This is a genomic window from Acidovorax sp. KKS102, assembly GCF_000302535.1.
In the GTDB taxonomy this organism is placed as follows: domain Bacteria; phylum Pseudomonadota; class Gammaproteobacteria; order Burkholderiales; family Burkholderiaceae_C; genus Acidovorax.
In genome coordinates, this window is record NC_018708.1 from 4,829,966 (window position 1) to 4,856,712 (window position 26,747).

The following is a 26,747-nucleotide window of genomic DNA, read 5'->3' on the forward strand; positions in this document are numbered from 1 at the left end:
TTGACGATGGACAGCACCAACGCCGCCCCCGACTACGCCGCCTTTTTGCAGCAGCAACTCGCCACCCAGCCGCACAACGTGATGGCCCATGTGCTGGGCAACGAACAGATCTGGATCAAGCGCGCGGGAGCCCCCCATGGCACAGGCCGCTACCGCGCCATGGCCTTGCTGGCAGCCCTGCTGCGGCTGGACGCCCTGCGCCCCGTGTCCAACCCCGGCGGCCCCACGGCCATTGCCACCGAAGTGCAGCGCCTGCGCGACCTGGCCGCACGCGGCATACGCGTGCCCGTGGTGCTGGCGGCATCCACCCATGGCTTTGCCATGCGCCACCTGGGCCACACGGGCGAAGAAATCCATTCGCTGGGCAACGAGATCGACCACGCCGTGCAGGCGGGCGACACGAACACCGTGCTGGCCTTGTGGCAGCAGGGGCTGGATACCTTGGCCCAAGTGCATCACCAAGGCACCTGCCTGAGCCAGGCCTTTGCGCGCAACCTGGTGCGCTGCCCTGATGGCGAGGTGGCCTGCATCGACTTTGAAGACGACCCCGCCGCCGTGCTACCCCTGGCGGTGTGCCACGTGCGCGATGCGCTGTGTTACGCGCACTCCACCGCGATCTACCTGCACACCAGCGGCACGCTGACCGAGGGGCGCGCGCGTTGGGCGGCATGGGTGGCGCAGGGCAGCGCGGAGATGCAGACAGTGCTGGCGACCAGCGTGCGGCGGATGGGGTGGATGCGGCATCTGCCCACGAATCGCAAGCTGGGGCGGGATTTGCAGCGGGTGCGAGCCGCGTATGACTTGCTGGCCTGATTGAACGACTGAGCGTCAATAGGCGCCGAACAGCGCGTCCAGAGCGCTGATGATCAGATCGGCCTGAGCGCGGAGATTACCGACGGGGCTCTTCAGCATGGACAAGGGCACGGCACCGATGGCCGCCGCGTCCAGGATGACCGCAACGCCTTCCACTTCCAGCGCAGGATTGAGGTCACGAAGCGGTATCGCCACACGCTCGGCGCTGCGCAACGGCAGCACCACGCGTGTCTGCAAACCGCTGATGTACTCGTTCTGAACATCCAGCAAGAAGGGGGTGGTGACACGCTGTTTGGCGTCGGGGTGCCGATAAACGTCAAACCGCGCCATCGCTCAGAAGGTCCTGTACTGGGCCAGCGGCAGGCCTTCGCTCTCGATGCGCGCGTTGTAGGCTGCAATAGCCTCTTGGTTGGCGGCGTTCCAGCGCTCCCAGTACCGGCGCTGGACTTCGGCAGCGAGCAGTTCGTCCACGGTTTGGGAGATGTTCATGCCCATATCGCGTGCGGCTTCCAGCACCTTGCTGTTGAGCGACAGGTTGGTGGACTTCTTGGGGGCGTTGTCAAAGCGAAGCATGGCAGGTTCTCCAGCAGAGCATATGCGCAGATTTTATGCGCATACCACATCAACACCCAGTACGACTTCCGTCGCCACATCCGCCCCCAGGTTCGCCAGCCGCTTTCGCATGCAGATCACCGCCTTGTCCTTGCTCAGCAAGATCGCCCGGTGCGCTGCCGCCAGGTCGATGAACTTCTGGTCGTCTGCGTCCTTGCACACATAGGCCACCTTGGGCGCGATCTCCACCAGGCGCGCCTGCGCGTCAAACGCCGCCAGCACCTGCGGGGCATCCACGCGGTAGTAGTCCATGCGCTCAACGATGTGCGGGTAGGCCAGCACGCGCTCCAGCTCGTCGCGCATGACCTGCGTGGCAATCCAGGCCAGGCGCCCCTGGGCCAGCAGCGTGCGCAGAGGGGCCGTGCGCGGGTCGCTGAAGATCAGCAGGTCGAGCGCCACGTTGGTGTCCACCACCACGGGGCGTGCGGGCTCGTTCGCTGGCGCCTCGGCGGGCAGGCGCAGTTCAACCTTCATGGCGTGGGCCGCCGTCGGTGGCAGGCTTGGCGGCCCGGTCGCGCACGGCGCCCTTGATCATGTCGAAGCGGAACATGCGGCATTCGATGGGGCCGTTCCATAGGGGCACGCGGCGCGATTCCTTCAGGCGCATCTTGCCGGGCAGTTTCAGGTCGGGGGTGAGCATCCAGGCCGTCCAGCCGCTGTAGTTCTTCTTCCAGTGCGTGGCCAGCTGGCTGAAGAACTCGCCGCCGTCTTCGGTCTGCGCCTCTTCGCGGCCCACAGCCAGGCCCTGGGCGCGGTCGGCCGCGCGTTCGCTGGCATTGCGGCCTGCGGTACCGGCTGCGGCAATGCGCTCGCCGTAGGGCGGGTTCAGCAGCATCACGCCGGGCTGGTCGCAGGGCGGCATGCGCTGCAGGGCGTCGCCACCGCGCAGCTGCACGGCCTGGGCCACACCTGCGCGCTCAGCGTTGCGCTGCGCAAAATCGACCATCCGGAAGGCCACATCACTGCCAAAAATGGGTACAGCGCTAGTACATATTGCGCCTTCAGCTTCGTTTTTGATAGCAGACCAGACATGTGCCTGGAAGGGCAGCAGCTTTTCAAACGCAAAGCGACGCAGCATGCCCGCCGGGATGCGGCAGGCGATCTGTGCGGCTTCGACCACGATGGTGCCGCTGCCGCAGCAGGGGTCGTACAGGGGCTGGGGGTTGTCGCCGTGCGGGTCCCAGCCACTGGCGGCGATCATGGCGGCGGCGAGGGTTTCCTTAAGGGGGGCATCGCCCTTGTCCTCGCGCCAGCCGCGCTTGAACAGTGGCTCGCCCGAGGTGTCGATGTAGAGCGTGGCTTCGTCGGTGGTCAGGTGCAGGTGGATGCGCACGTCGGGCCACTGGGTGTTCACATCGGGGCGCACGCCGCTCTTGTGGCGGAAGCGGTCGGCCACGGCGTCTTTCACCTTGAGGCCCGCGAAGTTCAGGCTCTGCAGCGGGCTGTGCTGGGCCGTCACTTCGACCTTGAAGGTCTGGCGCGTGGTGAACCAGATCTCCCAGGCCACATCGCTGGCCATGTTGTAGAGGTCGTTCTCAGACCGGTATGGGCGGTGGGCCAATTGCACCAGTACGCGCTGGGCCAAGCGGCTGTGCAGGTTGAGCTGCATGGCCTGGCGCCACGAGGCGCGCAGCAGCACACCACCCCGGCCCACCAGCAGGTCTTGCCCCGTGAGACCGGTGATGCCATGTACCTCGTCGGCCAGAAAGCCCTCGACGCCTGCGGCGCAAGGGAGAAAAAGTTGGAGTTGGTTCATGTCGATGGGGAGGATACGCGCTAGTGCTCGGCGGGGGAACCGGGCTCCCCCGCGCGGGCCAGCAGCAGCCGGCGGATGGAGTCGGGGATGGGTGCGACCTTGCGGCTGGCCTTGCCGATGAAGACGATACCGATCTTGCCGCGCGCCACTTCGCGGCCTGAGGCCTTTTCGGTCATGCAGAACACCAGGTCGAAGCCGTAGCGGTTGAAGTCCGCCGGGGCCATTTCCACCCGCATGGTTTCGCCGTGGAAACCTTCGGACTTGTACTGCGCCACTATGTCGCCCACCACGATGGAAAGGCCGCCCACATCGGCCTCTGGGTAGCCCAGCGACTGAAAGAAGCGCACCCGCGCTTCGGACACCAGGCTGAGCAGCTGCGCGTTGTCCAGGTGTCCGCCCTGGTTCACATGGCTGATGTAGATCTGCAGCTCGGTGGCAAAGCCGAAGTGCGCGGGGAGGTCAAAGACGATGCGGGCCATGGTGGGCTGCGGTGGGTAATACGGAAACAACAGAAAAGACTACGGCGGCGCAGGCGGGCAGTGCGCCACCTGCCGAGGCGGCTACAACGCTTTGCGCAGATTCGCTGGCGCGATCTTGAGCGCCTCGCGGTACTTGGCCACGGTGCGGCGGGCGCATTCGATGCCCTGCTCCTTGAGCATCTCGGCGATCTGGCTGTCGGACAGCGGCTTGGCGGGGTTCTCCGCCGACACGAACTGCTTGATCAGTGCGCGCACCGCCGTGCTCGACGCATTGCCGCCCGTTTCGGTGCCCAGGCCCGAGCCAAAGAAATACTTCAGCTCGTAGGTGCCGATAGGCGTGGCCATGTACTTGGCGGTGGTGACGCGGCTGATGGTGGACTCGTGCAGGCCCAGTTCGTCGGCAATGTCGCGCAGCACCAGCGGGCGCATGGCCAGTTCACCGTGGGTGAAGAAGTTCTTTTGCCGCTCGACGATGGCGCGCGACACGCGCAGGATGGTGTCAAAACGCTGCTGGATGTTCTTGATGAACCAGCGCGCCTCCTGCAGGCGCTGCTGCATGCCCTGGTGGCCTTCGCCGCCCTTGTGGCCGCGCAGGGCGCCTGCGTAGATGTCGTGCACGCGCAGGCGGGGCATCACGTCGGGGTTGAGCTGCACGATGAAGCTCTGCTGGCCGCTGCCATTGGCGCGACCGGCTTTGCGTACGATGACGTCGGGCACGATGATGTTGCGCTCCACGTCGGCAAACTTGCGGCCCGGGCGTGGTTCCAGGCGGGCGATGAGTGCCATGGCAGCGCGGGTGCGCTCTTCTCCAGCCACGCCGCCTTCGCTGCACAGCTGCGTCAGGCGGCGGATGTCCCGGCGCGCCAGCATCTCCAGCGGCTGCTGGCAGATGCGCAGAGCGGTCTGCACCGTGTCGGGGTCAGCACTGCTGTCCTCATCGGCAGCCAGCGCCGTGAGCTGCAGCGTCAGGCATTCGGCCAGGTTGCGCGCCCCCACGCCAGTGGGCTCCAGGCTTTGCAGCAGGCGCTGGGCCACGGTGAAGCGGTGCACCAGTTCTTCGATCTGTTCCAGGTCGTCGGGCCCGGCGAGGCTGATGGCGAGTTCTTCCAGCGGCTCTTCGAGGTAGCCGTCGTCGTTCAGCGATTCGATGAGAAAACGCAGCGCGGCCATGTCTACTTCGGACAGGCGCAGCGACAGCGCCTGGCGGTGCAAAAAGGCCGTCAGCGACTCGTGCGATCGGGCCAGCTCGGTGGCATCGGCCTCGTCGCCTTCCGCGTCGTTGCGGGTGCGCGCTGGGGCGTCGCCGCCCCACTCGGCATCGTTGGGCGCCATCTCGACGGTGCCGTCGCCGCTCCAGTCGGGCTCGTCCGAGCCCCCCCCGGAGATTTCAGCGTCGTTTTGGCTGTCAGCGCCAGTACTGCTTGCGCCAGCAGCTCCTGAAAACATAGCATCATCTGCGCTGTAGTCGTCGGCCTGCGCGGGCGTATCGGCGGCTTCCAGGCCAAATTCCTCGCGCGGGGCTTCGTCGACACTGCGTTCGAGGAACGGGTTTTCGTCGAGCATCTGCTCGACTTCCTGCGACAGTTCGAGCGTGGACAACTGCAGCAGCCGGATGGACTGCTGGAGCTGGGGGGTCAGTGCAAGGTGCTGCGAGACGCGCAGCGACAGTCCAGGCTTCATCACATGCGGAAATGCTCGCCCAGGTACACGCGGCGTACTTCGGCGTTGTCCACGATCTCGGACGGCGTGCCCTGCGCCAGCACGCGGCCGTCGCTGATGATGAAGGCGTGGTCGCAGATGCCCAGCGTCTCGCGCACGTTGTGGTCGGTGATGAGCACACCAATGCCGCGCGCCTTCAGGAAGCCGATGATGCGCTGGATCTCGATCACTGCGATGGGGTCGATGCCGGCAAAAGGCTCGTCCAGCAGGATGAAACGCGGCTGGGTGGCCAGGGCGCGGGCGATCTCGACGCGGCGGCGCTCGCCACCGGACAGCGCCAGTGCGGGTGAGGCCCTCAGGTGGTCCACGCGCAGCTCTTGCAGCAGGGCCGTAAGGCGCTCTTCGATGGCATCACGCGACAGCGGCTGGCCGTCGTCGGCGCGCTGCAGTTCCAGCACGGCGCGCACGTTTTCTTCGACGGTGAGCTTGCGGAAGATGGAGGCTTCTTGCGGCAGGTACGACAGCCCCAGGCGCGACCGGCGATGGATGGGCATGTGGGCCACGGACTGGCCGTCGATGCGGATGTCACCCGCATCGCTGCGCACCAGGCCCACGATCATGTAGAACGATGTGGTCTTGCCCGCGCCATTAGGGCCCAGCAGGCCCACGACTTCGCCTTTTTGCACCTCCAGGGACACGTCCTTGACGACCTTGCGGCTGCCATAGGACTTGGCCAGGTGCTGCACCTCCAGGCGGCTGCCCGAGTGCGAATCGGGCCCCAGGCGGCTGTTCGCAGGGGTCGCTGGGGTCTCGGGACCGGTACTCACCACGGGCCCGCTCACTTGGCGCCGCCGCCAAGAGTGTTGCTGGGGCGCAGCGCCGGAGCGGGCGACTCGGGCGCCTTGGCGGGGGCTGCCGTACCGGGCGGCGGGTCCTTGGGTGCCAGCACGGCGCGCACGCGGCCGCCAGACGTGGGGGCGTCGCCGGCCGCAGCCGAAGACGCAGGCGCCTTCTGGCCATCGACGGTGAACACGTCGGTGAGGTTGTTGTAAACGATCACGGCGCCGGTGATCTCGTCGTTGAGCACCGACCCACGGTAGCGGCGCAGTTCGGCGCGGGTGATGAAGCGCACGTTGTCGGCCTTGCCGTCGTATTCGATGACTTCGCTTTCGCCTTCGATGAACTCGTCCGGCGCTCCGGCCACGGTGTCGCGCTTCTGGCGGAAGAACGCCCGTTTGCCCGCCTCGGCCGTGACCACGCCGTACTGGTAGCCGTCGGCGTCCTGGCGCACATCCAGCCGCGCGCCGCGCAGCACGATGGTGCCTTTGGTCATCACCACGCGGCCCGAGAACACGCTGGTCTGCTTGAGTTCATCGTGGCGCAGGGCGTCGGCCTCGATGTTCATGGGCTTGGCACGGTCTGCCTTTTCGGCATGTGCCATGCCCGCAAGGCCGGACAGGGCTGCGAGCACAAGGAGGGGGAGTAGGCGGTGGGTCATAGGGCACGAATCTTGCAATGATTGTAGCCACCCGATGGTACCTACCCCGAAAAAAAGCCCGCATCCGCGGGCCTTTGGGACAGCTTGCCGACAGGGTCGGCCACTGGTCAGGCTTTGCGCGCTGTGGCGGCCAGGTATTCGACCACCTGCAGCACGGTCTGCATGCTGCCGGCCATCGTGCCGTCGGTGTAGTACTTGCCCGCCACACCCATGGATGGCACGCCTTCGACACCGTACGCATCCTGCAGCTGCGAGGCACGACGCACCTGGTTGGCGACGCTGAAGGAGCCGTAGACCTCCTTGAACTTGGCCACGTCCACGCCCTGCTGGGTCACCCAGGCCAGGATTTCGTCGTCCTTGGCGAGCTTGGCCTTTTCCACGTGGATGGCGCGGAAGACCTTGGCATGCAGGGCTTCGAGCTTGCCCATGCCTTCGAGCGTGTAGTACAGCTTTTGCTGGGGCACGAAGCTGGCGTTGAACGCCACAGGCACGCGGCGGATGGAGAGGTCCTTGGGCGCGGCCTTGACCCAAGCGTCCAGTGTGGGCTCGAAGGCGTTGCAGTGGGGGCAGCTGTACCAGAAGAACTCGATCACATCGACCTTGCCGGCCGGGGCATCCGGGGCGACGGGCTTGTCCAGCCGCTTGAAGTCCTTGCCCTCCTTGAACTGGCGGGCTTGCGCCATGGCGGGGTTGGCCACTGGCAGCGTCAGGGCAGAAGCGGCAACCGCCGAGGCGGCGGACAAAGAAAACTCACGGCGTTTCATGACAAAGACTCTCCTGGTTCAGGTATGCGGGATGTGAGACATCCCTTTACAAAAAGTTCAGCCCTGGCGGTGGCGCCGCTTTTGCAAGCGCTTCAGCGCTGCACGCGCACGAGCGCCGATTCCAGCCCGGCGCCGTCGAGTTTCTCTTTGAGCACCTCGGCATCGTCCCGCTTGGTGAAGGGGCCGATGCGCACCCGGAACACCGCCCGGCCATTTTGCTCACGCTCGCTCACGCGGGCCTCCCAGCCCAGCATGGCCAGCTTGGCGCGCTGGGCGTCGGCGTCGGCCTGGGTGCGGAAGGCACCAGCCTGCACAAAGTAGTCAAACGGGTCCACGCTGCCCTTGGCGGCTGCCTTGGCCACGGCCAGATCGCCCAGCGGGTCTGCGCCCGGCTTGCTCTCTGCCTTGGCCTCGGCTTTCGCGTCTGGCTTGCTCGCGGCAGGCTTGGCGGCCGATGCGGCGGCGCGCACCTCAGGCGCCGGTGCCGATGCAGGAGCTGACGCAGCTGCGGCCACCGGAGGCGCCGCAGGGCGGGCCGGGTTCTTGCCATACAGCGGCGAGTTCGGGTCCCAGTTCTTGTTCTTCTGGGACTCCGCAGCGTCCATGTCTGCGCCTCGGCCGTTGCCCTTGTTCAGGAACGGCACCGGCACCTTGGTCACGTACACGGCCACGGCCAGCGCCGCGCCCAGGCCCACGATGACCCCGACGATGAAGCCGACAATGGTCCCGCCCGTCTGTTGCTTTTTCATATTGGTAGTAACTGCTTACATTCTGGCCGGGGCCGACACGCCCAGCACCGCCAGGCCATTGTGCAATACCTGGGCGGTGGCAGCGACCAGCGCCAGGCGCGCCTTCTTCACCACCTCGTCGTCCACCAGGATGCGCTCGGCATCGTAATAGCTGTGGTAGCTGGCGGCCAGGTCGCGCAGGTAAAAGGTCACATCGTGCGGCGCCTCGCCCTCGGCAGCGGCCGTGAGCATCTCGGGGTACTTGGCCAGCTGCAGCATCAGGGCCTGGGCCTGCGGGCCTTCCAACGCCGACAAGTCCACGTCCTGGAGCGACGCCACGTCGCCACCACCCGCCTCCTGCCAGGCGCGCAGCACTGACTGGATGCGCGCATGGGCGTACTGCACGTAGTAGACCGGGTTGTCGTTGTTCTGCGCCACCGCCAGGTCCACGTCGAAGGTGTACTCGGTATCGGGCTTGCGGCTGAGCAGGAAGAAACGCACCGCGTCCTTGCTGGTCCACTCGATCAAATCGCGCAGCGTGACATAGCTGCCCGCCCGCTTGCTGATCTTGACCTCTTCACCGCCCTTGACCACGCGCACCATCGTGTGCAGCACGTAGTCGGGGTAGCCCTTGGGGATGCCCACATCGGCCGCCTGCAGGCCGGCGCGCACGCGTGCAATGGTGCCGTGGTGGTCTGTGCCCTGGATGTTCACGACCTTGGTGAAGCCACGCTCCCACTTGGCAATGTGGTACGCCACGTCGGGCACAAAGTAGGTGTAGGTGCCGTCCTGCTTGCGCATGACGCGGTCCTTGTCGTCGCCGTAGTCGGTGCTCTTGAGCCACAGCGCGCCGTCCTGCTCGTAGGTCTTGCCGTTGGCGATGAGCTTGTTCACCGTGGCCTCGACGCGGCCGCTGGTGTACAGGCTGGACTCCAGGTAGTACTCGTCGAACTGGAGGTTGAACGCCTGCAGGTCCTTGTCCTGCTCGTTGCGCAGGTAGGCCACCGCAAATTGGCGGATGTTGTCATAGTCGTCCACGTCGCCATTGGCGGTGAACTCGCGGTCATCGGCCTTCACGGTGGCCTTGGCCTTGAAGGCCTCGGCAATGTCGGCGATGTAGTCGCCGTTGTAGAAGTTCTTGGCCAGCGGGTTGTCGCTGTCGGTGGGCCAGCAGTCGTCGCCGGGCTTGAAACCCTTGGCGCGCAGCTGCGTGCTCTTGGTCAGCGTGTCGATCTGTACGCCCGCATCGTTGTAATAGAACTCGCGGTGCACCTTCCAGCCCTGGGTGCTGAACAGGTTGCAAATCGCATCGCCCAGCGCGGCTTGGCGGCCGTGGCCCACGTGCAGCGGACCCGTGGGGTTGGCCGACACGAACTCGACCAGCACCTGCTGGCCGTTGCTGGCCTGATAGCCGAAATGTTCACCGGCCGTCAGCACCTCACGCACCACTTGTTGCTTGGCGGCAGGTTGGAGGCGGATGTTCAGAAAACCCGGACCCGCAATTTCAATGGCGGACACCCAGCGTTGAAAAGCAGGCGTGGCTTCGAGCGCGGCCTTGAGCTGCTCGCCCAGAGCGCGGGGGTTGAGCTTGAGCGGCTTGGCCAGCTGCATGGCCGCAGTGCAGGCGAAGTCGCCATGGGCCGCCACCTTGGGAGATTCAAAGGCTGCCTTGGCGCCAGCGCCGGGGGACAGGTTTTCCAGCTCGGCTGCGAGCGCAGCGAGCAATTCATTTTTGGCTGTGAGCATCGGCGGATTTTACGGGCCCGCCAACAGCGGGGCGCCAGACGCACCACCGGGGTGGCGTCCCACAGCCAAAGGCACAATAAGTTGCTGTGCCCTTTCAACCGGAGATTGCACATGCCACCCCAACCCATCCTGCTCTACCGGCGCCGCTGGACCCTGGTGTTTCAGGTGCCTTTTGTGTTGCTGATGGCGATATGCCTGGCGTTCTCGCTGTATGGGGCTTTGGCATCGAACGACCGGCTGCTCACGATCCTCTGTCTGTGTGCCGCGTTCGTCTCCTTCTGTGTGGGCGGAACCCTGGGCCGGTCCGCTCTGGAGGCCTACCGGGAGCAAGACCCTGCAATTGTCATTGATGCCACCGGCATCACCGACCTGCGCCAGGACGACCCGCACACCGTGCCCTGGGAGGCCATGGAACGTGTTCACCTGGACGACTACGAAGGCGTGATCCTGGTCAAGTTGCGACCCGGCCACAAGGACTCTGCGCTGGGCGTGATCATCAAGACACTCAAACGCTGGCAGCAACGGGGTGATGTGGTGTTTGCCCTCGGCGGGCTGGCGCACGACCCCCGGCAAATCCAGACGGCACTGAAAGCCTTTCACGCGGCAGCGGCCACCAAGCCCCGTACAAGGTTGTCATGACTTGTGCGCGTTGTCGCACGCCATGTTCTATGGTGCAATGCCGTCGGGACCCCCCATAACGCATTCACACCAGGAGATTCCATGAAAAAGCTTCTTTCCCTGACTGCACTCGGCCTGGCCCTCACACTGGGTGCGGGTGCTCACGCCGCCGAAGACGCCAAGGCCCCCACCAAACAGCAATCGAAGATGGCGACCTGCAACAAGGACGCTGGAGACATGAAGGGCGACGAGCGCAAGGCCTTCATGAAGACCTGCCTGAGCAACAAGCCCGCCACCCAGCAGGACAAGATGAAAACCTGCAACGCCGACGCCAAGGCCAAGACGCTCAAGGGCGACGAGCGCAAGGCCTTCATGAGCGAGTGCCTGAAGAAGTGACGTAAGTTCACACCCGGTGCACCATCACCGGGGTCGATAAGCAGAAGCCCGCCGGCATCCAGCCAGGCGGGCTTTTTTAATAGGGATATGTCCGCCTACCAGCCGCGCGCCCAGAACACTGCAATCACGGCCACCACGGGCAGCACATGCGACTGGATCATCACCAGACGGCGCACCCGCGCGACTTCTGCGGCGGGCGGCAGGGCGCCAGTGCTGCGCAGGTTCTGGCGCCAGCGGCGAAACGCAGCCGAGGGCACAAACGACAGCACGACCATGGCCAGCACCAGGGTGATCTTGATGTGAAACAGGGGCTGCGACAGGTACCACGAGGCGCCCTTCACGCCCCAGATCAACCGGGCCAGGCCGCTGCCAATCATCACCGCCCCGGCCACACCGTAGATCACATCCAAGCGGGCCAGGCGCTCGACCACGGCAGCATTGAGCCACTCGATACGGCACAGCGCCGCCTGGCTGGACAGAAAAACCACAAAGGTCAGGATGGCCAGAAGGTGAAAGGCGGCCAGGATGGCTTCGAGGGTCATGGTGCGGATTCCTTGTAGCGCCCGAGGCCACTGCGCAGCTCCAAGCGCTCACAGTGCCATCCGGCAGGGCCACCATTGTGCGCGATGGCGCGGGCCAGACCGCTGCTAAAAAAAGCGGCGCGGGCCCGAAAGCCCGCGCCGCTGGCAGCGCTGATTCAGCAAGTACCCGCCATCAAGCCACGGTGCGCGCCACCGTCGCCACAGGCACATCCGCCGGCACCACGGGGGCCGAGGCCGCAGACGCCGGGAGCGGCAGCGGATGGCCGTTCATCGCCGCGTCCAGGCGCTCCTGGTCCAGCGCGTTCTCCCAACGCGACACCACTACCGTGGCCACGGCATTGCCGATGAAGTTGGTCAGCGATCGGCATTCGCTCATGAAGCGGTCCACGCCCAGAATCAGCGCCATGCCAGCCACGGGCACTTCGGGCACCACGGCCAGGGTGGCGGCCAAGGTGATGAAGCCCGCGCCCGTCACGCCCGCCGCGCCCTTGGACGACAGCATGGCGACGAGCAGCAGCGCCACCTGGTGGCCCAGCGTCAACTCGGTGTTAGTCGCCTGGGCGATGAACAGCGCGGCCAGCGTCATGTAGATGTTGGTGCCGTCCAGGTTGAACGAGTAGCCCGTGGGCACCACAAGACCCACCACCGACTTGCTGCAACCCGCCTTTTCCATCTTTTCCATCAGCGACGGCAGGGCGGATTCCGACGAAGACGTGCCCAGCACCAGCATCAGCTCGGCCTTGAGGTAGCGGATCAGCTTGAACACCGAGAAGCCACACAGGCGCGCCACAAAGCCCAGGATCACCACCACAAACAGCAGCGAGGTGACATAGAACGAGCCCACCAGCCACGCCAGGTTGACCAGCGAGCCCAGGCCAAACTTGCCAATGGTGAACGCCATGGCACCAAACGCACCCAGAGGCGCGGCCTTCATCACGATGCCCACCACCTTGAACACAGGCGTCGTCAGCGCGTCCAGAAAGTTCAGCACCGGGCGGCCTGCCTCACCCACCATGGCCAGGCCAATGCCGAACAGCACGGCCACCAGCAGCACCTGCAGGATGTTGTCGCCCACAAACGGGCTCACCAGGGTCTTGGGGATGATGTCCATCGCAAAGCCCGTGAGCGTCATCTCGTGCGACTTGGCCACGTAGCCCTTGACGGCCGTCTGGTCCAGGTCGGCCACGTTGATGTTCATGCCCGCGCCGGGCTGCACCACGTTGGCCACCACCAGGCCCACCACCAGGGCCAGCGTGGAGAAGAACAGAAAGTACGCCATGGCCTTGCCGAACACGCGGCCTACGGTGGAGAGCTGCGACATGCCCGCGATGCCGGTCACGATGGTCAGAAAGATCACCGGGGCGATGATCATCTTGACCAGCTTGATGAACGCGTCGCCCAGCGGCTTGAGCGCCTCGCCATAGGACGGCTCGAAATGGCCCAGCAGCACGCCCAGCACGATGGCGAACACCACCTGGAAGTACAGTTGCCGATAGAAAGGCAGCTTCAAGGTCGAGGCTGCGGGAGCGGAATGGTTGTGCATGGAACGGGTCTCCTGGGGTCACGGGTCTGCACCACCGGGGTGCCTCCGGCGCGCTTCAAGGGTGCCGTTTGTACCGCTGCACTTTGTTTCAGCCGATAACCTATTGGTATTAGTCGCCCGACGCCCCAGAGGAGAGCGTCGGCGCACCATAAGGGTAACTACCTAGCCTCTGAAGCCCCCTGGAACCGGTACGGCACACTCCCCACCTGCACCAGACTGGTTTCAGAACTCCGTTTTTTCATGCCCACGCCCCGCCTTCGCCAGTTCTGGACGCTGCTCCTCCTGCTTGCAGGCACTGCGGCCAGCATGTTTGCCGCCGGCCAGTGGGCCTGGCACCGGTCCTTGCTGGACGAAAGCGAGAGCGTGCAGCGCCAGCTGGCCCTGTACGGGCAAACGCTGGCACAGCGCATCGACCGCTACCGCACCCTGCCCGAGGTGCTGGCCCTGGACGCGCAACTGCAGGACGCGCTGCGCCGCACCCTGAGCCCGGACGAGGTGGCGCAGCTCAACCGCAAGCTGGAGCAGGCCAACGGCGCCAGCCAGTCGTCCACCCTCACCCTGCTCAACCGCGACGGCCTGGCCGTGGCAGCGAGCAACTGGCGCACGGCCACCAGCAATGTGGGTGTGGACTACAGCTTTCGCCCCTATGTGCAGCAGGCGCTGGCCCAGGGGCGCGGCAGCTTCTACGGCATCGGCGTGACCACGGGCGAGCCGGGCTACTTCCTGTCGCAGGCCATCCGCGACGAGAGCGGCCACATCCTGGGGCTGGTGGCCATCAAGATTGCGCTGCAGGAGCTGGAGCGCGAATGGCTGCAGACCCCCGACATCGTGCTGGCGTCGGACGCGCATGGTGTGGTCTTTCTGGCCAGCCAGGACGCCTGGCGCTACCGCCTGCTGGAGCCGCTGGACGACGAAGAGCGCCGCGAGCTGAACGCCACGCGGCAATATTCCGACCAGCCCTTGCGCCCGCTCGACTATCGGGTGGACGACCACCTGGACAACGGCGGGCGGCTGGTGCGCGTGCAGGCCTTGCCCGACATGCCCGCCCCACCCGGCCGCATGCTGTGGCTGACCCAGCCCCTGCCCGGCACGCCCTGGCAACTGCACCTGGTGCATACCACCCACAGCAGCATTGCCGACAGCCGCTGGGCGGCCGCAGCCGGGGGCGGCGGCTGGCTGGCCCTGTCGCTGCTGGTGCTGTTTGTACGGCAGCGCCAGCGCCTGGCCCGCCTGCGCCAACGCAGCCGCCAGGAGCTGGAGACCGTGCTGCAACAACACGCGCAGGAGCTGCGCACCGCGCAGGACGGCATCGTGCAGGCGGCGCAGCAGGCTGACATGGGCCTTTCCCGCAGTCTGGAACACCTGCCACAGGGGGTGGTCATCATCGACGCCGACCTGAAGCTGGTGGCGTGGAACTCGCGCTATGTGCAGCTGTTCCGCTACCCCGCCGACCTGATGCAGGTGGGCCGCCCCATCGAGGACCTGATGCGCCACAACGCGCGCCGGGGCCTGCTGGGCCCGGGCCCGGTGGAAGAAGCCATCGAACGCCGCCTGGCCCACCTGCGCAGCGGCACCCCGCACCTGCACGAAAGCGCCAAGGAAGACGGCACCGTGCTTGAGATCCGTGGCAACCCGCTGCCCGAAGGCGGCTTTGTGACCAGCTACGCCGACATCACCAGCTACAAAAACGCCGCGCGCGAGCTGCGGTCCCTCGCCGACGCGCTGGAGCAGCGCGTGGCCGACCGCACCCGCGACCTGGACGCTGCGCGGCGCGAGGCCGAGCAGGCCAACCGCTCCAAAACCCGCTTTGTGGCCGCCGCTGTGCACGACCTGCTGCAGCCCCTGAACGCCGCGCGCATGTTCACCTCGCTCTTGCGCAGCCACCTGCCGGGCGACGCCGAGCGGCACGCGGTGGACAGCATCGACGGCGCCCTGGCCGCGCAGGACGCCATCCTCAACAGCCTGCTCGACATCTCGCGCATGGAGTCGGGCCAGTTCGACGTGCACATCCACGACGTAGCACTGGGCCCGCTGCTGCAGGTGCTGGGCCACAACTTCGGCGTGCTGGCCGAAAGCCAGGGGCTAAAGCTGCGCTGCGTGCCCACCCGCGCCGTGGTGCGCACCGACGAAAACCTGCTGCGCCGCATCCTGCAGAACTTTGTCTCCAACGCCATCCGCTACAGCCGACGCGGGCGCATTGTGGTGGGCTGCCGCCGCACCGGGGACCATGTGCGCATCGAAGTGCACGACCAAGGCCCAGGCATCCCCGAGGCATTGCAGCGCGAAATCTTTGAAGAATTCCGCCGCCTGGACGAAGGCCGCGCCGACGACCGGGGCGCAGGCCTGGGCCTGGCCATCGTCGAACGCCTGGGCCGCTTGCTGGGGCACGAGATCGGCCTGCGCTCGCAACTGGGGCGCGGCAGCGTGTTCTGGGTGTGTGTGGCGCTAGGCAACCCCGCCGCCGCGCAGCAGGCTGCGCCCCCCGCCACCACGCAGCAACCCGCCGACGACGCCCCCCTGCAAGGCAGCAGCGCCTGGGTCATTGATGACGACGGCCCCACCTGCGCCGCCACGCAGGCCCTGCTGCAGCGCTGGGGCTGCACGGTGCCACTGGCCGCTGGCGCGCCCGAGGCCCTGGCCGCTGCCCTACCCGGCATGGCACCACAGCTGGTGCTGCTGGACGTGCACCTGGGCACGGGCCTCCACGGCCCCGAAGTGTTCGCGCAGCTGTGCCAGCGCTGGGGCCAGACACCCGCCGTGATCCTGGTCACTGCCGAGCGCGACGCCACCCTGCGCCGCCAGGCCGCCGAGCGCGGCTGGGGCTTTCTGGCCAAGCCGGTGCGCTCCCCGGCGCTGCGGGCGCTGATGAGCCAGACACTGCTGCGGCTGGGGGAAAGCAATAGAAAGTAAGCCCTGTCGCGTGCAGACAGGCAAGCCGGCTGGCAAAAGACCAAGACAGCGCCCAAAGCAGCGCAGGCTCTCGTAAAGTACCTTGCCACCAAAACACCCGAGGTGCCGCCCGCGCCACGCAGACACTGCAGGACGGCCACCACCCACACCGAAGCGGAGGACGGAAAGATGAGCGAAGCGATTCTGTATGCGATGGATGCACCGCGTGCCAAAAGCGCAGACGCGGCGGCAGACTTTGTGGAGAAATGGCAGGACAGCAATAAGGCCCCCACCGCGCGCATCGCGGCCTTCTTTGAGCACCTATTGCAAGCCTGGCCGACAGACGGCACCGGAAGCGCCATCTGGTACGAAGGCTTTGACCACAACCCGCCCGCAGGGCCGGTGCTCGCCATGGCGTTCGAGTTGCGCGAGTTCAACACCGACCGGCTGCAGCAGCTGCGCGCCATGGCCCAGGCCCATGGCGTGCACATCTTCGACCCGGAAGGCCATGTGCTGTACCTCGCCAATGGCAGCGAAGCTCGGGCGCCGTCGTTGGCCACCCCGGAACCCGGCGCCCCCGTCCAATGCCCATCTGGCTTGCGCTTTGACGGCGTTTACGAGACGAAGCGTGAGAAGGGCTGGACCTACCTGTGCTTCACGGCCGACGGAAAGATCTTCTGGCAAAGCACCGGGGGCCGCTTCCAGGCCCGCGCTGCGATGGAGAGCTTTGGCACTGGCGACTCCTTCATCGTCAAAGGCACCTACAAACCTGGTGACAACGCGTTCAGCGCACGGCTCAAAGCCTCGTTTGGCGCGTTCAAGATGAATGGCGTGCTGAAGGCAGACGGCTTGCACGTCCATTCGGAGCGCACCAACGGCAGCTACCCGTTCGACTCCGTGTACACGTTCCTTCCGCTGTAGCACGCCATCGATTCGGATCTGCGCCACGCACTTGGCGCAAACACGCCCGGCCGCTCACGCGGTGGACTCTGTCTCCAGGCTCTTCACCAGCACCGCCGCCTGCGTGCGGCTGTAGCACGCGAGCTTTTTCAGAATGGCGGTGACATGCACCTTCACCGTGTTTTCGGCCAGCCCCAGCGTGGCCGCGATCTGTTTGTTGAGCAGCCCATCGGCCAGGCACAGCAGCACGCGGAACTGCTGGGGCGTGAGCTGCGCGAGCCGCGCGGCCAGCTCGGCATCGGCCTCAGAGCGTTCGGCCGCCATGGGCGGGAACCAGCTGCCGCCGTCCAGCACGGCCTGGATGGCGTCGCCCATGGCGTCAGCGGGCGCGGACTTGGGGATGAAGCCGGCCGCGCCAAACTGCTGGGCGCGGCGGATGACGCGGGGGTGGTCGTTGGACGAGATGATGACCACGGGCAGCTCGGGGTATTCGCCGCGCACATGCAGCAGCGCCGAGAAGCCGCGCGTGCCGGGCATGCTCAGGTCCAGCAGCACCAGCTCGACCTCGGGGTGGTCCTGCAGCGCCTGGCCCAGCGTGGCGGCGCTGGCGGCCTCCAGCGTGCGGAACTGGGGCAGCCGCTCGCGCAGCACGTGCAGCACGGCCGCGCGGAACAGCGGGTGGTCGTCAGCGACGAGGAGCGTGGGCGCGGTGGACATGGAGTGTGTGCAGTCTGCCACGGGGGCCGTCAGCCGCCGGCTTGCGGGCCTTTCCAGAACGCGGGCTGTGCGTACTGGTGCTTGAGGTGCTCGATCCACAGCCGCACCCGCAGCGGCATGTGCTTGCGCTGCGGGAACACCACATAGATGCCGTTAGGCGGCGCGGCAAAGTCGTGCAGCACCTCCACCAGGCGCCCGGCGGCGATCTCGGCCTCGACCTCCCAAGTGCTGCGCCAGGCGATGCCGTAGCCCGCTAGGCACCAGTCGTGCAGCACCTGCCCGTCCGAACAGTCGAGCGGGCCGCCAGGCTTGAGGTGGATGACCTCGGTGCCACCGCCCTCGACCGGCATGCGGAACGCCCAGCCCCGTGTTTGCGAGGCCTCGCTCGACAGCGTGAGGCAGTCGTGCTGCACCAGCTCGCTGGGGTGGCGCGGCGTGCCGTGGCGCTGCAGGTAGGCAGGCGTGGCCACACACAGGCGGCGGTTGTCGGCAATGCGCACGCTGACCAGCGACGAGTCGGGCAGGTCGCCCACGCGCACGGCACAGTCATAGCCCTCGCCCGCCAGGTCCACCACGCGGTCGCTGAGGTTGAGCGAGATGGTCACATCCGGGTGCGCCGTGCGAAAACGCGGCACCAGCGGCGCCACATGGCGGCGGCCAAAACCGGCGGGCGCGGTGATGCGCAAATGGCCCGTGGCCTTGACGCCGCCTTCGGACACGCTGGCCTCGGCATTGGCCACATCGGACAGCAGGCGCTGGCAATCTTCCAGAAACGCACTGCCCTCGTGCGTGAGGCTGATGCGGCGTGTGGTGCGCACCAGCAACTTCACGCCCAGGTGTTCTTCCAGCGCGTCGAGCCGCCTGCCCATGATGGCCGGAGCCACGCCCTCGGCCTTGGCCGCAGCGGTGAGGCTGCCGCGCGTTGCCACCGACACAAACGATTCGAAGGCCTTGAGTTTGTCCATGGGCGCTGATTATGGGGATGAAGCGGCGAAGGGCCTGGTGGCGGATCCGGGCGCGGCCTGTGGTCGGCTTTGAAGCCAAACAGGCCGCATGCGCCAGTGCAACATGCCTGAGCAGCTACATAAATGATAGTAAACCAGCATCACACCCCACTTCACACCAGGCGCGACTTGAGGAACCCCACGGTGCCATAGCGCTTGACCTCGGTGTAGAGGTCGCGCGTGAGGCCCTGCACCATGGCAGCATAGGCGTCGGCCAGGTCGGGCGCGATGCTGAAGTGGTCGTAGTTCACGATCACGCCCACGCGCTCGCGCTGTACGGCCAGCGGGGCAAGCAGGCGGCGCACCTCCTGCTCGATGGCGTCGATGGTGCTGGCGGTGGTGATCTGCAGGCCCGAGAAGTCGATGTGCAGCAGCTGGCGCGCAGCATCGAGCTCAAAGCGCTGCACCAGCGGGCGATTGAGCAGCTGCTCACGCAGGCCCAGCGGGCCGGGCTCGAACAGGCGCATATCCATGGTCTGCAAACCCGGGCTGATGCGCGGCGTGAAGGACATGTGGGCGAGCACGTCGCGCTCCAGGTCGATGCCGGGGGCCAGCTCGATCAGCTCCAGCGCGCCGCCGCCCTCTGGCTCACCCGAGGGCACCAGGCGGAACACGCAGCGCTCCGTCACATACAGCACGCGCTGGCCGCGCCGCAGCGCCTCGGCGCCGCTGAAGGTGCGGTGCTCGACCTCACGCACCAGCTTGCGCGCGCCGCCTTCGTGCAGGATGTGCAGGTGGCCGTCCACCGCCTCGACCTGCAGCGCGCCGGCGGTGAAGGTGCCGACAAACACCACGGTCTTGGCGTTCTGGCTGATGTTGATGAAGCCGCCCGCGCCCGCCAGGCGGGGCCCGAACTTGCTCACGTTGAGGTTGCCGTGCCGGTCGGCCTGCGCCAGGCCCAGGATGGCGATATCGAGGCCACCGCCGTCATAAAAGTCGAACTGGTTGGGCTGGTCGATGATGGCCTGCGGATTCACGGCCGCGCCAAAGTTCAGCCCGCCTGCGGGGATGCCGCCGATCACTCCGGGCTCGGCCGTGAGCGTGACCAGGTCGATGATGCGCTCCTCAGCCGCCACGTTGGCCACGCCCTCGGGCATGCCGATCCCTAAGTTGACCACCTGGTGCGGGCGCAGCTCCAGCGCTGCGCGGCGGGCGATGATCTTGCGCTCGGTCAGCGGCATCGCCTCCAGCGTGTCCATGGGCACGCGCAGCTCGCCCGCAAACGCAGCGCTGTAGGGCTCGGCAAAGGTCTGGTGGTGGTGAGCGGGCTCGGTGGCAAGCACCACGGCGTCCACCAGCACGCCGGGCACCTTCACCTGCCGGGGGTTGAGCGTGCCGCGCTCGGCAATGCGCTCAACCTGCGCGATGACCACGCCGCCCGAGTTGCGCGCCGCCATGGCAATCGCCAGCGCTTCGAGCGTGAGCGCCTCGCGCTCCATGGTGAGATTGCCGTCGGCATCGGCCGTAGTCGCGCGGATGATGCCCACGTGGATGGGAAAGGCCTTGTAGAACAGGTAGTCCTGCCCGTCGATGGGCAGGATGCGCACCAGGTCTTCGGTGGTGCGCGCGTTGAGCTTGCCGCCGCCGTGGCGCGGGTCCACAAAGGTGTCCAGGCCCACGCGCGTGAGCGTGCCGGGCTTGCCTGCAGCGATGTCGCGGAACAGGTGTGTGATCACGCCCTGCGGCAGGTTCCAGGCCTCGATCTGGTTGTCCACCGCCAGCTTCTGGATGCGCGGCACCAGGCTCCAGTGCCCGCCGATCACGCGCTTGAGCAGGCCGGCGTGGCCCAGGTGGTTGAGGCCCCGCTGCTTGCCGTCGCCCTGGCCTGCGGCGTAGACCAGCGTGAGATCGCGCGGGGTTTGCGTGGATTCCCAGCGCTGGGCCAGCGCCACCGCAATGCTCTCGGCAAAGCCGATGCCCACAAAGCCGCCCGTGGCCACGGTGTCGCCGTCGTGGATGAGCTGCACGGCATCGGCGGCGCTCACGATCTTGTTCTTGTGGGCCGCGTTGAGCGCGCTGGCGTCCAGGGGTGCCTGCATGGGTTTGTCTCCCGGTGGGTTTGTTGTGCGCGCAGCGTAGTGGGTAACGGGCCAAAGCACCATTCAGGGTGACTACGGACCGCCCTCAGTTTTGCGTAAAAGTCACTGGTTTAGAGATTTTCAGCGTATTTATGTGGGCAAACATTTGCAATACAGTGTGCCCATGGCCTGCTGCTGCGGGCACCGTTTTTCATTGATCCCCGTTTCCACCACTCTTTTCTAGGCACCCCATGACCGATCGCACCCAAGTTCACGGCCTGCAAGTGGCCACCTCTCTGTACCGTTTTGTCGAAGACAAGGTGCTGCCCGGCACGGGGGTGGATGCCGCCGCCTTCTGGAAGGGCTTTGACGCCATCGTGGCCGACCTGGCCCCCCGCAACATCGCCCTGCTGGCCGAGCGCGACCGCCTGCAGACCGAGCTGGACACCTGGCACAAGGCCAACCCCGGCCCCATCCAGAACATGGTGGCCTACCGCAGCTTTCTCGAAAAGATCGGCTACCTGGTGCCCCAGCCTGCCGACGTGAAGGCCACCACGGCCAACGTGGACGATGAACTGGCCACGCAAGCCGGCCCGCAGCTGGTGGTGCCTATCCTGAACGCACGCTATGCGCTGAACGCCGCCAACGCGCGCTGGGGCAGCCTGTATGACGCGCTGTATGGCACGGATGCCATCAGCGAAGAAGGCGGCGCCGAGAAGGGCAAGGGCTACAACCCCGTGCGCGGCGCCAAGGTGATCGCGTTTGCACGCCAGGTGCTGGATGACACGGCGCCCCTGGCCTCGGGCTCGCACAAGGACTCGACGGGCTACAAGGTAGAAGGCGGCCAGCTGGTGGTTTCACTGGCCAACGGCAGCACCACGGGCCTCAAGGACGCATCGCAATTCAAGGGTTACCAGGGCAATGCCGCCTCACCGTCGTCGGTGCTGCTGCAGCACAACGGCCTGCACCTGGACCTCCAGATCGACCGCAGCACTCCCATCGGCCAGTCTGACGCTGCTGGCGTGAGCGACCTGGTGCTGGAAGCAGCCTTGTCCACCATCCTGGACCTGGAAGACTCCGTGGCCGCCGTGGATGCCGAAGACAAGGTGCTGGGCTACAGCAACTGGCTGGGCATCATCCAGGCCACGCTGACCGAGCAGGTCGCCAAGGGCGGCAAGACCTTCACACGCGGGCTGAACCCTGACCGTATCTACACCGGCCCTCAAGGTGGCGAAGTGCGCCTGCATGGCCGTTCGCTGATGTTCCTGCGCAATGTGGGCCACCTGATGACCAACCCGGCCATCCTGTGGAAGGACGCCCAGGGCCAGGTGCGCGAGATCCCCGAAGGCATCATGGATGCGGTGGTGACCACGGCGATTGCCCTGCACGACCTGCAAGGCCACGGCGCGAACGGCATCCGCAACAGCCGCAAGGGCAGCGTCTACATCGTCAAGCCCAAGATGCACGGCCCCGCCGAAGTGGGCTTTGCCGCCGAGCTGTTTGGCCGCGTCGAGAACCTGCTGGGCCTGCCCGACAGCACCGTCAAGCTGGGCATCATGGACGAAGAGCGCCGCACGTCCGTCAACCTCAAGGCCTGTATCGCCGCTGCATCGAGCCGCGTGGCGTTCATCAACACCGGCTTCCTGGACCGCACGGGTGACGAAATGCACACCGCCATGCACGCCGGCCCCATGGTGCGCAAGGGCGACATGAAGACCAGCGCCTGGATCCAGTCGTACGAGAAGAACAACGTGCTGGTGGGTCTGAGCTGCGGCCTGCGCGGCAAGGCCCAGATCGGCAAGGGCATGTGGGCCATGCCCGACCTGATGGCCGAGATGCTCAAGCAGAAGATCGCCCACCCCAAGGCCGGCGCCAACACCGCCTGGGTGCCCAGCCCCACGGGCGCCACGCTGCACGCGCTGCACTACCACCAGGTGAAGGTGAGCGACATCCAGATCGAGCTGGAAAAAACCGATGTGAACGCCGAGCGCGACAACCTGCTGACCGGTCTGCTCACCGTGCCCGTGGCCGCCAGCCCGAACTGGAGCGACGCCGAAAAGCAGCAGGAGCTGGACAACAACGCCCAGGGCATCCTGGGCTATGTGGTGCGCTGGATCGACCAGGGCGTGGGCTGCTCCAAGGTGCCCGACATCCACAACGTGGGCTTGATGGAAGACCGCGCCACGCTGCGCATCAGTAGCCAGCACATGGCCAACTGGCTGCACCACGGCGTGGTGACCGAGGCGCAGGTGCGCGAGACCTTCGAGCGCATGGCCGCGGTGGTGGACCAGCAAAACGCGGGGGACCCCCTGTACCGCCCCATGGCCGGCCACTTCGATACCAGCATGGCCTACCAAGCGGCGTGCGACCTGGTCTTCAAGGGCCTGGAGCAGCCCAGCGGCTACACCGAACCACTGCTGCACGCCTGGCGCCTGAAGCTGAAGGCAGCGCAAGCAGCCTGATTCCCGATAGCAGTCGGCGCCATGTTCGTGGCGTCGGTTGCTCCAATTTTGATAGCAGCCAGCTCCATCAACATATGCGCTAGCGGCTATTTTTGTCTGGGCGGCACTGTGGCTCGCCTCATTGACGTGGATGGGACGCAGCGGCCGCGCGCGGACAGCGCCGCGCCGTACACTGGCACCCGCGCCCACGCGTTCCTCCCCCCATGCCTGCAGCACTCTCCACCCCTCTTACCCCCTCTGTCTGCCCGCTGTGTGGGCAGTCCAACGAATGCGCTATCGCAGCGGGTCGTCCAGCAGAAAGCTGCTGGTGCATGACGCAGGCCATCGACCCCGCGGCCTTGGCCGCTTTGCCGCAGGAGGCACGCAGCAAGGTCTGCATCTGCGCGGCATGTGGCACGTCGGCCCCAGTCGCGCAGCAACCCTCCGCCGCCGGCAACCCACCTTCGCCGATATGATTTGGGCTTTTCGCTGTCTTCACAGCGCGCGAAGGAACAAGACATGCCCACGTACCACATCGAAATGATGGAAGGCCGCACGGTCGAGCAGAAGAAGAAGCTGGTGGAAGAGATCACCCGCGTATCCGTCGAGATCCTGGGCGGCTCGCCCGAATCGGTGGACATCCTGATCACCGATGTGAAGCGCGAAAACTGGGCCACAGGTGGCAAGCTGTGGCTGGAGCGCACGTCCTGAGTGATGCGCCCCGTCCTCATTGACCCCGTGGTGTTGCTTCAGCACTTGATCGCTTTATGAGCACCGCCTCGGGGTCTTTGGCTGTATTGCGCGAGCGCTATGGCGAGCGCTACCGGTGGCTGCTGCTGCTGTCCGTCATGGTTGGCACCATGGCTTCCATCATGTCCTCCACCATCGTCAACGTGGCGATCCCGGACATGAGCCATTACTTCGCGCTAGGCCAGGAGCGCGCCCAGTGGGTCACATCAGGCTTCATGGTGGCCACCACCGTGTCTATGCTCACCACCCCCTGGCTGCTGTCGCGGTATGGTTACCGCGCGACTTACATCGGCGCAATGTTGCTGCTGCTCATTGGTGGCGTCGGGGGCGGGCTGGCGCGCGACTTTGGTCTGGTGCTGGCCGCACGCGTCGCCGAGGGGCTGGCAGCGGGCGTGGTGCAGCCCATCCCGGCCGTCATCATCCTGTATGCCTTCCAGCCCCACGAGCAGGGGCGCGCCAGCGGCATCTTCGGCATGGGAGTCGTGCTGGCACCGGCCATTGGCCCGAGCATGGGCGGTTTGCTGGTGGATTGGTTTGGCTGGCGCTCCATATTTTTCATGGTGGTGCCGCTGTGCCTGGCCTCACTCTGGCTGGCCTACAAGTTTGTGCCAGTCACCGCCCCCGGAGGAGTCGAGGCCAACCGGCAAGGCCAAGCGCTGGATTGGCGAGGCCTTCTGCTGGGCACGGTCGGAACGCTGTGCCTGCTGAACGGGCTGGTGTCGCTGCATGGCGGCTCTCACGTCGAGGCGGCGGGCCTGCTGATCGGTGCGGTGGTGGCCGTCGCGTGTTTCATTGCCTGGCAGCGTAGACTGCTGCGCACCGGGCGCAAGCCGCTCATGGACCTGCGCCTTTTTCAATACCGCCAGTTCGCCATGGGCAGTGTGGTGGCCTTCATCTACGGCACAGCCTTGTTCGGCTCCACCTACCTGCTGCCGGTGTTCATGCAACTGGGGCTGGAACTGTCGGCGTCGCACGTGGGCACCCTCATGCTGCCGGCAGGGTTTGTTCTGGCCGCCACCATCGCCGTGGTGGGCCGTCTGGCGGACCGGCAGCCCACCCATCTGCTAGTGAGCATTGGGCTCGGTCTGCTGGCCTTGTCCTTCGGGCTGATGGTGTTTGTGGGCCTTGGCTCGTCGCTATGGATGCTGGTCGGTTTTGCGATCCTGGGGCGCATCGGACTCGGCTTCATTCTGCCGTCGCTGAATCTGGGCTCCATGCGCCCGCTGGACAAGTCACTGATCTCGCAAGGCTCCAGCGCCATTGGTTTCTTGCGCATGCTGGGTGGTGCCGCCGGGGTGAGCCTGTGCGGTATCGTGCTTGAATGGCGACTCGGTGCACATGGCGCCTCGTTGACTGCCGGAGCCAGCAACCCGGCGCGCATCGCAGCATTCGGTGAAACCTTTTTGATGCTGACTTTTCTGTGTGGGCTGGCGCTGGTGGCCGCCTGGCAGCTGCGTGAGGCGCGGGCAGATTGACAGCAGGCACACCTTGTCCTGATGCTTGAAGGCGGATGCGCGCATTGAGCACCCAAGCCTTTCAAGAAATCAAAGAAACGGAACCTTCGCCATGTGCCAACTCCTCGGCATGAATTGCAATGTGCCCACCGATGTGACCTTCAGCTTTACGGGCTTTGCGCAACGCGGCGGGAAGACAGACCACCATACCGACGGCTGGGGCATCGCGTTTTTTGAGGACAAGGGGCTTCGGCACTTCGTGGACCATCTGGCGGCCGTGGATTCACCGGTGGCCGAACTCATTCGCCGTTACCCCATCAAGAGCCGGAACGTCATCGCCCACATCCGCAAGGCCACCCAAGGCATGGTGAGCCTGCAGAACTGCCATCCGTTCGTGCGTGAGCTGTGGGGCCGCTACTGGGTCTTTGCCCACAACGGAGATCTGAAAGACTTCCGCCCTCGCCTGCATTCGCATTTCCGCCCCGTGGGCGATACCGACAGCGAGCATGCGTTTTGCTGGATCATGCAAGAGTTGGTTAAATCGCACGCCAGCGTGCCTTCTGTTCCAGAACTGACGCTAACGCTCAAGGAACTCGCTGCCCGCATAGCTCCTCACGGCACATTCAATTTCCTGCTTTCCAATGGACAGGCGTTGTGGGCACACGCCTCTACCCATCTGCACTACATAGAGCGCCGCCATCCCTTCGGCGCTGCGCAGCTGAGTGACGAAGACCTTCAGCTGGATTTTTCGAAGGAGACTGGCGAGAACGATCAGGTGGCAGTGATCGTGACCAGTCCTCTCACCACCAACGAAACGTGGACCGCCTTCGGAAAAGGCGAACTGCTGGTGTTTGAGCAAGGCCGACGACTGCCTATCTGATGCAGGCGATGCATCGGCACTGAGAGAGGCGGCATGTTGTGTGCGCCATAAGAATGAGCGTCGCGTCGCGCGTGGGTCGCTCAATTAGTTCACGCCGTATTCGGTTCGTGCAAACGGATTTGTCCCAACTCTTCGATCCAGAGCTCAGGGCCCGAGCGGCTTTATAGGTTCACGCCAGCGATACAGGTCTGGTAAGTAAGGCAGACCAAGTGAACCCATGTCATCCACAATCGTGGATTAGCGACTATTGGCCTTGGCGCATTTTCGTGTTCTGCAAAGCAAAAAACCCCAGTCTTTATGAGACTGGGGTTTTCTGGGCTGTAAGAGCCTGACGATGACCTACTTTCACACGGGAACCCGCACTATCATCGGCGCAAAGTCGTTTCACTGTCCTGTTCGGGATGGGAAGGAGTGGGACCAACTTGCTATGGTCATCAGGCATAACTTGTTGTCGTGCTGCCTTTGGGGCAACACAACGAATTCATAGAGTCTGGAATCAGATTTTGTGTCTTTTGACTGCGTCTAACTTGGCATAACAGA

26 protein-coding genes and 1 rRNA gene are annotated in these 26,747 nt (G+C 65.6%); 10 read left to right on the forward strand and 17 right to left on the reverse strand.

The genetic code is table 11. The features are described from left to right. Positions 1 to 6 precede the first annotated feature (6 nt). Positions 7 to 813, forward strand: coding sequence for a hypothetical protein (locus C380_RS22200; RefSeq protein WP_015016085.1), 807 nt, complete (start codon positions 7 to 9; stop codon positions 811 to 813). Between the two features lie 15 nt (positions 814 to 828). Here the strand turns inward: C380_RS22200 and C380_RS22205 are convergent, their stop codons facing one another. From C380_RS22205 to argS, 11 genes are all read right to left on the reverse strand, one after another. Continuing rightward, entirely contained in the window at positions 829 to 1,143 is a 315-nt protein-coding gene (locus C380_RS22205; protein ID WP_015016086.1) for a CcdB family protein, read from the reverse strand. A gap of 3 nt (positions 1,144 to 1,146) precedes the next feature. Continuing rightward, positions 1,147 to 1,386 carry a type II toxin-antitoxin system CcdA family antitoxin gene (locus C380_RS22210; RefSeq protein ID WP_015016087.1) on the reverse strand — a complete coding sequence of 80 codons (240 nt, stop codon included), beginning with the start codon at positions 1,384 to 1,386 and terminating at the stop codon, positions 1,147 to 1,149. Positions 1,387 to 1,419: 33 nt separating this feature from the next. Beyond that, positions 1,420 to 1,899 (reverse strand): putative toxin-antitoxin system toxin component, PIN family, encoded by a 480-nt coding sequence (locus tag C380_RS22215; protein WP_015016088.1) that lies wholly within the window; start codon positions 1,897 to 1,899, stop codon positions 1,420 to 1,422. Next, positions 1,889 to 3,181: a class I SAM-dependent RNA methyltransferase gene (locus C380_RS22220; RefSeq protein WP_015016089.1), complete on the reverse strand. Its 1,293-nt coding sequence runs from the start codon at positions 3,179 to 3,181 to the stop codon at positions 1,889 to 1,891. The genes C380_RS22215 and C380_RS22220 overlap by 11 nt, the downstream gene beginning before the upstream one ends. A 20-nt stretch (positions 3,182 to 3,201) precedes the next feature. Beyond that, positions 3,202 to 3,660 (reverse strand): thioesterase family protein, encoded by a 459-nt coding sequence (locus tag C380_RS22225; RefSeq protein ID WP_015016090.1) that lies wholly within the window; start codon positions 3,658 to 3,660, stop codon positions 3,202 to 3,204. An 81-nt stretch (positions 3,661 to 3,741) separates the two neighbouring features. Continuing rightward, complete coding sequence (locus C380_RS22230; protein WP_015016091.1) at positions 3,742 to 5,340, reverse strand: RNA polymerase factor sigma-54; 1,599 nt, start codon at positions 5,338 to 5,340, stop codon at positions 3,742 to 3,744. Further along, positions 5,340 to 6,101 (reverse strand): LPS export ABC transporter ATP-binding protein, encoded by a 762-nt coding sequence (gene lptB / locus C380_RS22235; RefSeq protein ID WP_085944708.1) that lies wholly within the window; start codon positions 6,099 to 6,101, stop codon positions 5,340 to 5,342. The genes C380_RS22230 and lptB overlap by 1 nt, the downstream gene beginning before the upstream one ends. A gap of 56 nt (positions 6,102 to 6,157) precedes the next feature. After that, positions 6,158 to 6,817 (reverse strand): lipopolysaccharide transport periplasmic protein LptA, encoded by a 660-nt coding sequence (gene lptA / locus C380_RS22240; RefSeq protein ID WP_015016093.1) that lies wholly within the window; start codon positions 6,815 to 6,817, stop codon positions 6,158 to 6,160. Between the two features lie 107 nt (positions 6,818 to 6,924). Then, positions 6,925 to 7,581: a thiol:disulfide interchange protein DsbA/DsbL gene (locus C380_RS22245; RefSeq protein ID WP_015016094.1), complete on the reverse strand. Its 657-nt coding sequence runs from the start codon at positions 7,579 to 7,581 to the stop codon at positions 6,925 to 6,927. Between the two features lie 92 nt (positions 7,582 to 7,673). After that, on the reverse strand, positions 7,674 to 8,330 hold the full coding sequence (locus tag C380_RS22250; protein WP_015016095.1) for an SPOR domain-containing protein: 657 nt from the start codon (positions 8,328 to 8,330) through the stop codon (positions 7,674 to 7,676). A gap of 15 nt (positions 8,331 to 8,345) precedes the next feature. Beyond that, positions 8,346 to 10,055: an arginine--tRNA ligase gene (gene argS / locus C380_RS22255; protein WP_015016096.1), complete on the reverse strand. Its 1,710-nt coding sequence runs from the start codon at positions 10,053 to 10,055 to the stop codon at positions 8,346 to 8,348. Between the two features lie 111 nt (positions 10,056 to 10,166). On the opposite strand from argS, the gene C380_RS22260 reads away from it, so the two are divergent. Together C380_RS22260 and C380_RS22265 are read left to right on the forward strand one after the other, a co-directional pair. Then, a complete protein-coding gene (locus C380_RS22260) occupies positions 10,167 to 10,694 on the forward strand; it encodes a hypothetical protein (RefSeq protein ID WP_015016097.1) in 528 nt (175 codons plus the stop codon). An 81-nt stretch (positions 10,695 to 10,775) separates the two neighbouring features. Beyond that, the gene (locus C380_RS22265) at positions 10,776 to 11,069 is read left to right on the forward strand and encodes a PsiF family protein (RefSeq protein WP_015016098.1); all 294 of its coding nucleotides are present in this window, start codon (positions 10,776 to 10,778) and stop codon (positions 11,067 to 11,069) included. 95 nt (positions 11,070 to 11,164) lie between these two features. Here C380_RS22265 and C380_RS22270 read toward each other — a convergent pair whose 3' ends face one another. Together C380_RS22270 and C380_RS22275 are read right to left on the reverse strand one after the other, a co-directional pair. Beyond that, positions 11,165 to 11,611, reverse strand: coding sequence for a DUF2214 family protein (locus C380_RS22270; protein WP_015016099.1), 447 nt, complete (start codon positions 11,609 to 11,611; stop codon positions 11,165 to 11,167). A 172-nt stretch (positions 11,612 to 11,783) separates the two neighbouring features. Beyond that, positions 11,784 to 13,154, reverse strand: coding sequence for a dicarboxylate/amino acid:cation symporter (locus tag C380_RS22275; RefSeq protein ID WP_015016100.1), 1,371 nt, complete (start codon positions 13,152 to 13,154; stop codon positions 11,784 to 11,786). Between the two features lie 240 nt (positions 13,155 to 13,394). Here C380_RS22275 and C380_RS22280 point away from each other — a divergent pair, with 240 nt between their 5' ends. Both C380_RS22280 and C380_RS22285 read left to right on the forward strand, forming a co-directional pair. Then, entirely contained in the window at positions 13,395 to 16,064 is a 2,670-nt protein-coding gene (locus tag C380_RS22280) for a PAS-domain containing protein (protein ID WP_015016101.1), read from the forward strand. A 168-nt stretch (positions 16,065 to 16,232) separates the two neighbouring features. Then, positions 16,233 to 16,964, forward strand: a complete 732-nt coding sequence (locus C380_RS22285) for a hypothetical protein (protein ID WP_015016102.1) — start codon at positions 16,233 to 16,235, stop codon at positions 16,962 to 16,964. A 54-nt stretch (positions 16,965 to 17,018) separates the two neighbouring features. Here C380_RS22285 and C380_RS22290 read toward each other — a convergent pair whose 3' ends face one another. The 3 genes from C380_RS22290 to C380_RS22300 form a co-directional block, all read right to left on the reverse strand. Beyond that, complete coding sequence (locus C380_RS22290; protein ID WP_015016103.1) at positions 17,019 to 17,660, reverse strand: response regulator transcription factor; 642 nt, start codon at positions 17,658 to 17,660, stop codon at positions 17,019 to 17,021. Positions 17,661 to 17,689: 29 nt separating this feature from the next. Next, positions 17,690 to 18,625, reverse strand: coding sequence for a LysR family transcriptional regulator (locus tag C380_RS22295; protein ID WP_015016104.1), 936 nt, complete (start codon positions 18,623 to 18,625; stop codon positions 17,690 to 17,692). A gap of 152 nt (positions 18,626 to 18,777) precedes the next feature. Next, on the reverse strand, positions 18,778 to 20,703 hold the full coding sequence (locus C380_RS22300) for an acyl CoA:acetate/3-ketoacid CoA transferase (RefSeq protein ID WP_015016105.1): 1,926 nt from the start codon (positions 20,701 to 20,703) through the stop codon (positions 18,778 to 18,780). A gap of 230 nt (positions 20,704 to 20,933) precedes the next feature. On the opposite strand from C380_RS22300, the gene C380_RS22305 reads away from it, so the two are divergent. The 5 genes from C380_RS22305 to C380_RS22320 all read left to right on the forward strand — a co-directional run bounded on the left by C380_RS22305 (position 20,934) and on the right by C380_RS22320 (position 26,207). After that, positions 20,934 to 23,144, forward strand: a complete 2,211-nt coding sequence (locus C380_RS22305) for a malate synthase G (RefSeq protein ID WP_015016106.1) — start codon at positions 20,934 to 20,936, stop codon at positions 23,142 to 23,144. A 203-nt stretch (positions 23,145 to 23,347) separates the two neighbouring features. After that, positions 23,348 to 23,599: a cysteine-rich CWC family protein gene (locus C380_RS24730; RefSeq protein ID WP_015016107.1), complete on the forward strand. Its 252-nt coding sequence runs from the start codon at positions 23,348 to 23,350 to the stop codon at positions 23,597 to 23,599. 43 nt (positions 23,600 to 23,642) lie between these two features. Next, positions 23,643 to 23,834, forward strand: coding sequence for a 4-oxalocrotonate tautomerase (locus C380_RS22310; protein WP_015016108.1), 192 nt, complete (start codon positions 23,643 to 23,645; stop codon positions 23,832 to 23,834). A gap of 56 nt (positions 23,835 to 23,890) precedes the next feature. Beyond that, a complete protein-coding gene (locus C380_RS22315; RefSeq protein ID WP_015016109.1) occupies positions 23,891 to 25,348 on the forward strand; it encodes a DHA2 family efflux MFS transporter permease subunit in 1,458 nt (485 codons plus the stop codon). A gap of 91 nt (positions 25,349 to 25,439) precedes the next feature. Then, on the forward strand, positions 25,440 to 26,207 hold the full coding sequence (locus C380_RS22320) for a class II glutamine amidotransferase (protein ID WP_015016110.1): 768 nt from the start codon (positions 25,440 to 25,442) through the stop codon (positions 26,205 to 26,207). 326 nt (positions 26,208 to 26,533) lie between these two features. Here C380_RS22320 and rrf read toward each other — a convergent pair. Continuing rightward, positions 26,534 to 26,646 (reverse strand): 5S ribosomal RNA (gene rrf, locus C380_RS22325). Positions 26,647 to 26,747 lie beyond the last annotated feature (101 nt).

Bases quoted from the DNA above. Each gene is read 5' to 3' on its own strand.
- C380_RS22200 (WP_015016085.1), top strand. From the start codon at position 7: ATGGACAGCACCAACGCCGCCCCCGACTACGCCGCCTTTTTGCAGCAG.
- C380_RS22205 (WP_015016086.1), bottom strand. From the start codon at position 1,143: ATGGCGCGGTTTGACGTTTATCGGCACCCCGACGCCAAACAGCGTGTC.
- C380_RS22210 (WP_015016087.1), bottom strand. From the start codon at position 1,386: ATGCTTCGCTTTGACAACGCCCCCAAGAAGTCCACCAACCTGTCGCTC.
- C380_RS22215 (WP_015016088.1), bottom strand. From the start codon at position 1,899: ATGAAGGTTGAACTGCGCCTGCCCGCCGAGGCGCCAGCGAACGAGCCC.
- C380_RS22220 (WP_015016089.1), bottom strand. From the start codon at position 3,181: ATGAACCAACTCCAACTTTTTCTCCCTTGCGCCGCAGGCGTCGAGGGC.
- C380_RS22225 (WP_015016090.1), bottom strand. From the start codon at position 3,660: ATGGCCCGCATCGTCTTTGACCTCCCCGCGCACTTCGGCTTTGCCACC.
- C380_RS22230 (WP_015016091.1), bottom strand. From the start codon at position 5,340: ATGAAGCCTGGACTGTCGCTGCGCGTCTCGCAGCACCTTGCACTGACC.
- lptA (WP_015016093.1), bottom strand. From the start codon at position 6,817: ATGACCCACCGCCTACTCCCCCTCCTTGTGCTCGCAGCCCTGTCCGGC.
- C380_RS22245 (WP_015016094.1), bottom strand. From the start codon at position 7,581: ATGAAACGCCGTGAGTTTTCTTTGTCCGCCGCCTCGGCGGTTGCCGCT.
- C380_RS22250 (WP_015016095.1), bottom strand. From the start codon at position 8,330: ATGAAAAAGCAACAGACGGGCGGGACCATTGTCGGCTTCATCGTCGGG.
- argS (WP_015016096.1), bottom strand. From the start codon at position 10,055: ATGCTCACAGCCAAAAATGAATTGCTCGCTGCGCTCGCAGCCGAGCTG.
- C380_RS22260 (WP_015016097.1), top strand. From the start codon at position 10,167: ATGCCACCCCAACCCATCCTGCTCTACCGGCGCCGCTGGACCCTGGTG.
- C380_RS22265 (WP_015016098.1), top strand. From the start codon at position 10,776: ATGAAAAAGCTTCTTTCCCTGACTGCACTCGGCCTGGCCCTCACACTG.
- C380_RS22270 (WP_015016099.1), bottom strand. From the start codon at position 11,611: ATGACCCTCGAAGCCATCCTGGCCGCCTTTCACCTTCTGGCCATCCTG.
- C380_RS22275 (WP_015016100.1), bottom strand. From the start codon at position 13,154: ATGCACAACCATTCCGCTCCCGCAGCCTCGACCTTGAAGCTGCCTTTC.
- C380_RS22280 (WP_015016101.1), top strand. From the start codon at position 13,395: ATGCCCACGCCCCGCCTTCGCCAGTTCTGGACGCTGCTCCTCCTGCTT.
- C380_RS22285 (WP_015016102.1), top strand. From the start codon at position 16,233: ATGAGCGAAGCGATTCTGTATGCGATGGATGCACCGCGTGCCAAAAGC.
- C380_RS22290 (WP_015016103.1), bottom strand. From the start codon at position 17,660: ATGTCCACCGCGCCCACGCTCCTCGTCGCTGACGACCACCCGCTGTTC.
- C380_RS22295 (WP_015016104.1), bottom strand. From the start codon at position 18,625: ATGGACAAACTCAAGGCCTTCGAATCGTTTGTGTCGGTGGCAACGCGC.
- C380_RS22300 (WP_015016105.1), bottom strand. From the start codon at position 20,703: ATGCAGGCACCCCTGGACGCCAGCGCGCTCAACGCGGCCCACAAGAAC.
- C380_RS22305 (WP_015016106.1), top strand. From the start codon at position 20,934: ATGACCGATCGCACCCAAGTTCACGGCCTGCAAGTGGCCACCTCTCTG.
- C380_RS24730 (WP_015016107.1), top strand. From the start codon at position 23,348: ATGCCTGCAGCACTCTCCACCCCTCTTACCCCCTCTGTCTGCCCGCTG.
- C380_RS22310 (WP_015016108.1), top strand. From the start codon at position 23,643: ATGCCCACGTACCACATCGAAATGATGGAAGGCCGCACGGTCGAGCAG.
- C380_RS22315 (WP_015016109.1), top strand. From the start codon at position 23,891: ATGAGCACCGCCTCGGGGTCTTTGGCTGTATTGCGCGAGCGCTATGGC.
- C380_RS22320 (WP_015016110.1), top strand. From the start codon at position 25,440: ATGTGCCAACTCCTCGGCATGAATTGCAATGTGCCCACCGATGTGACC.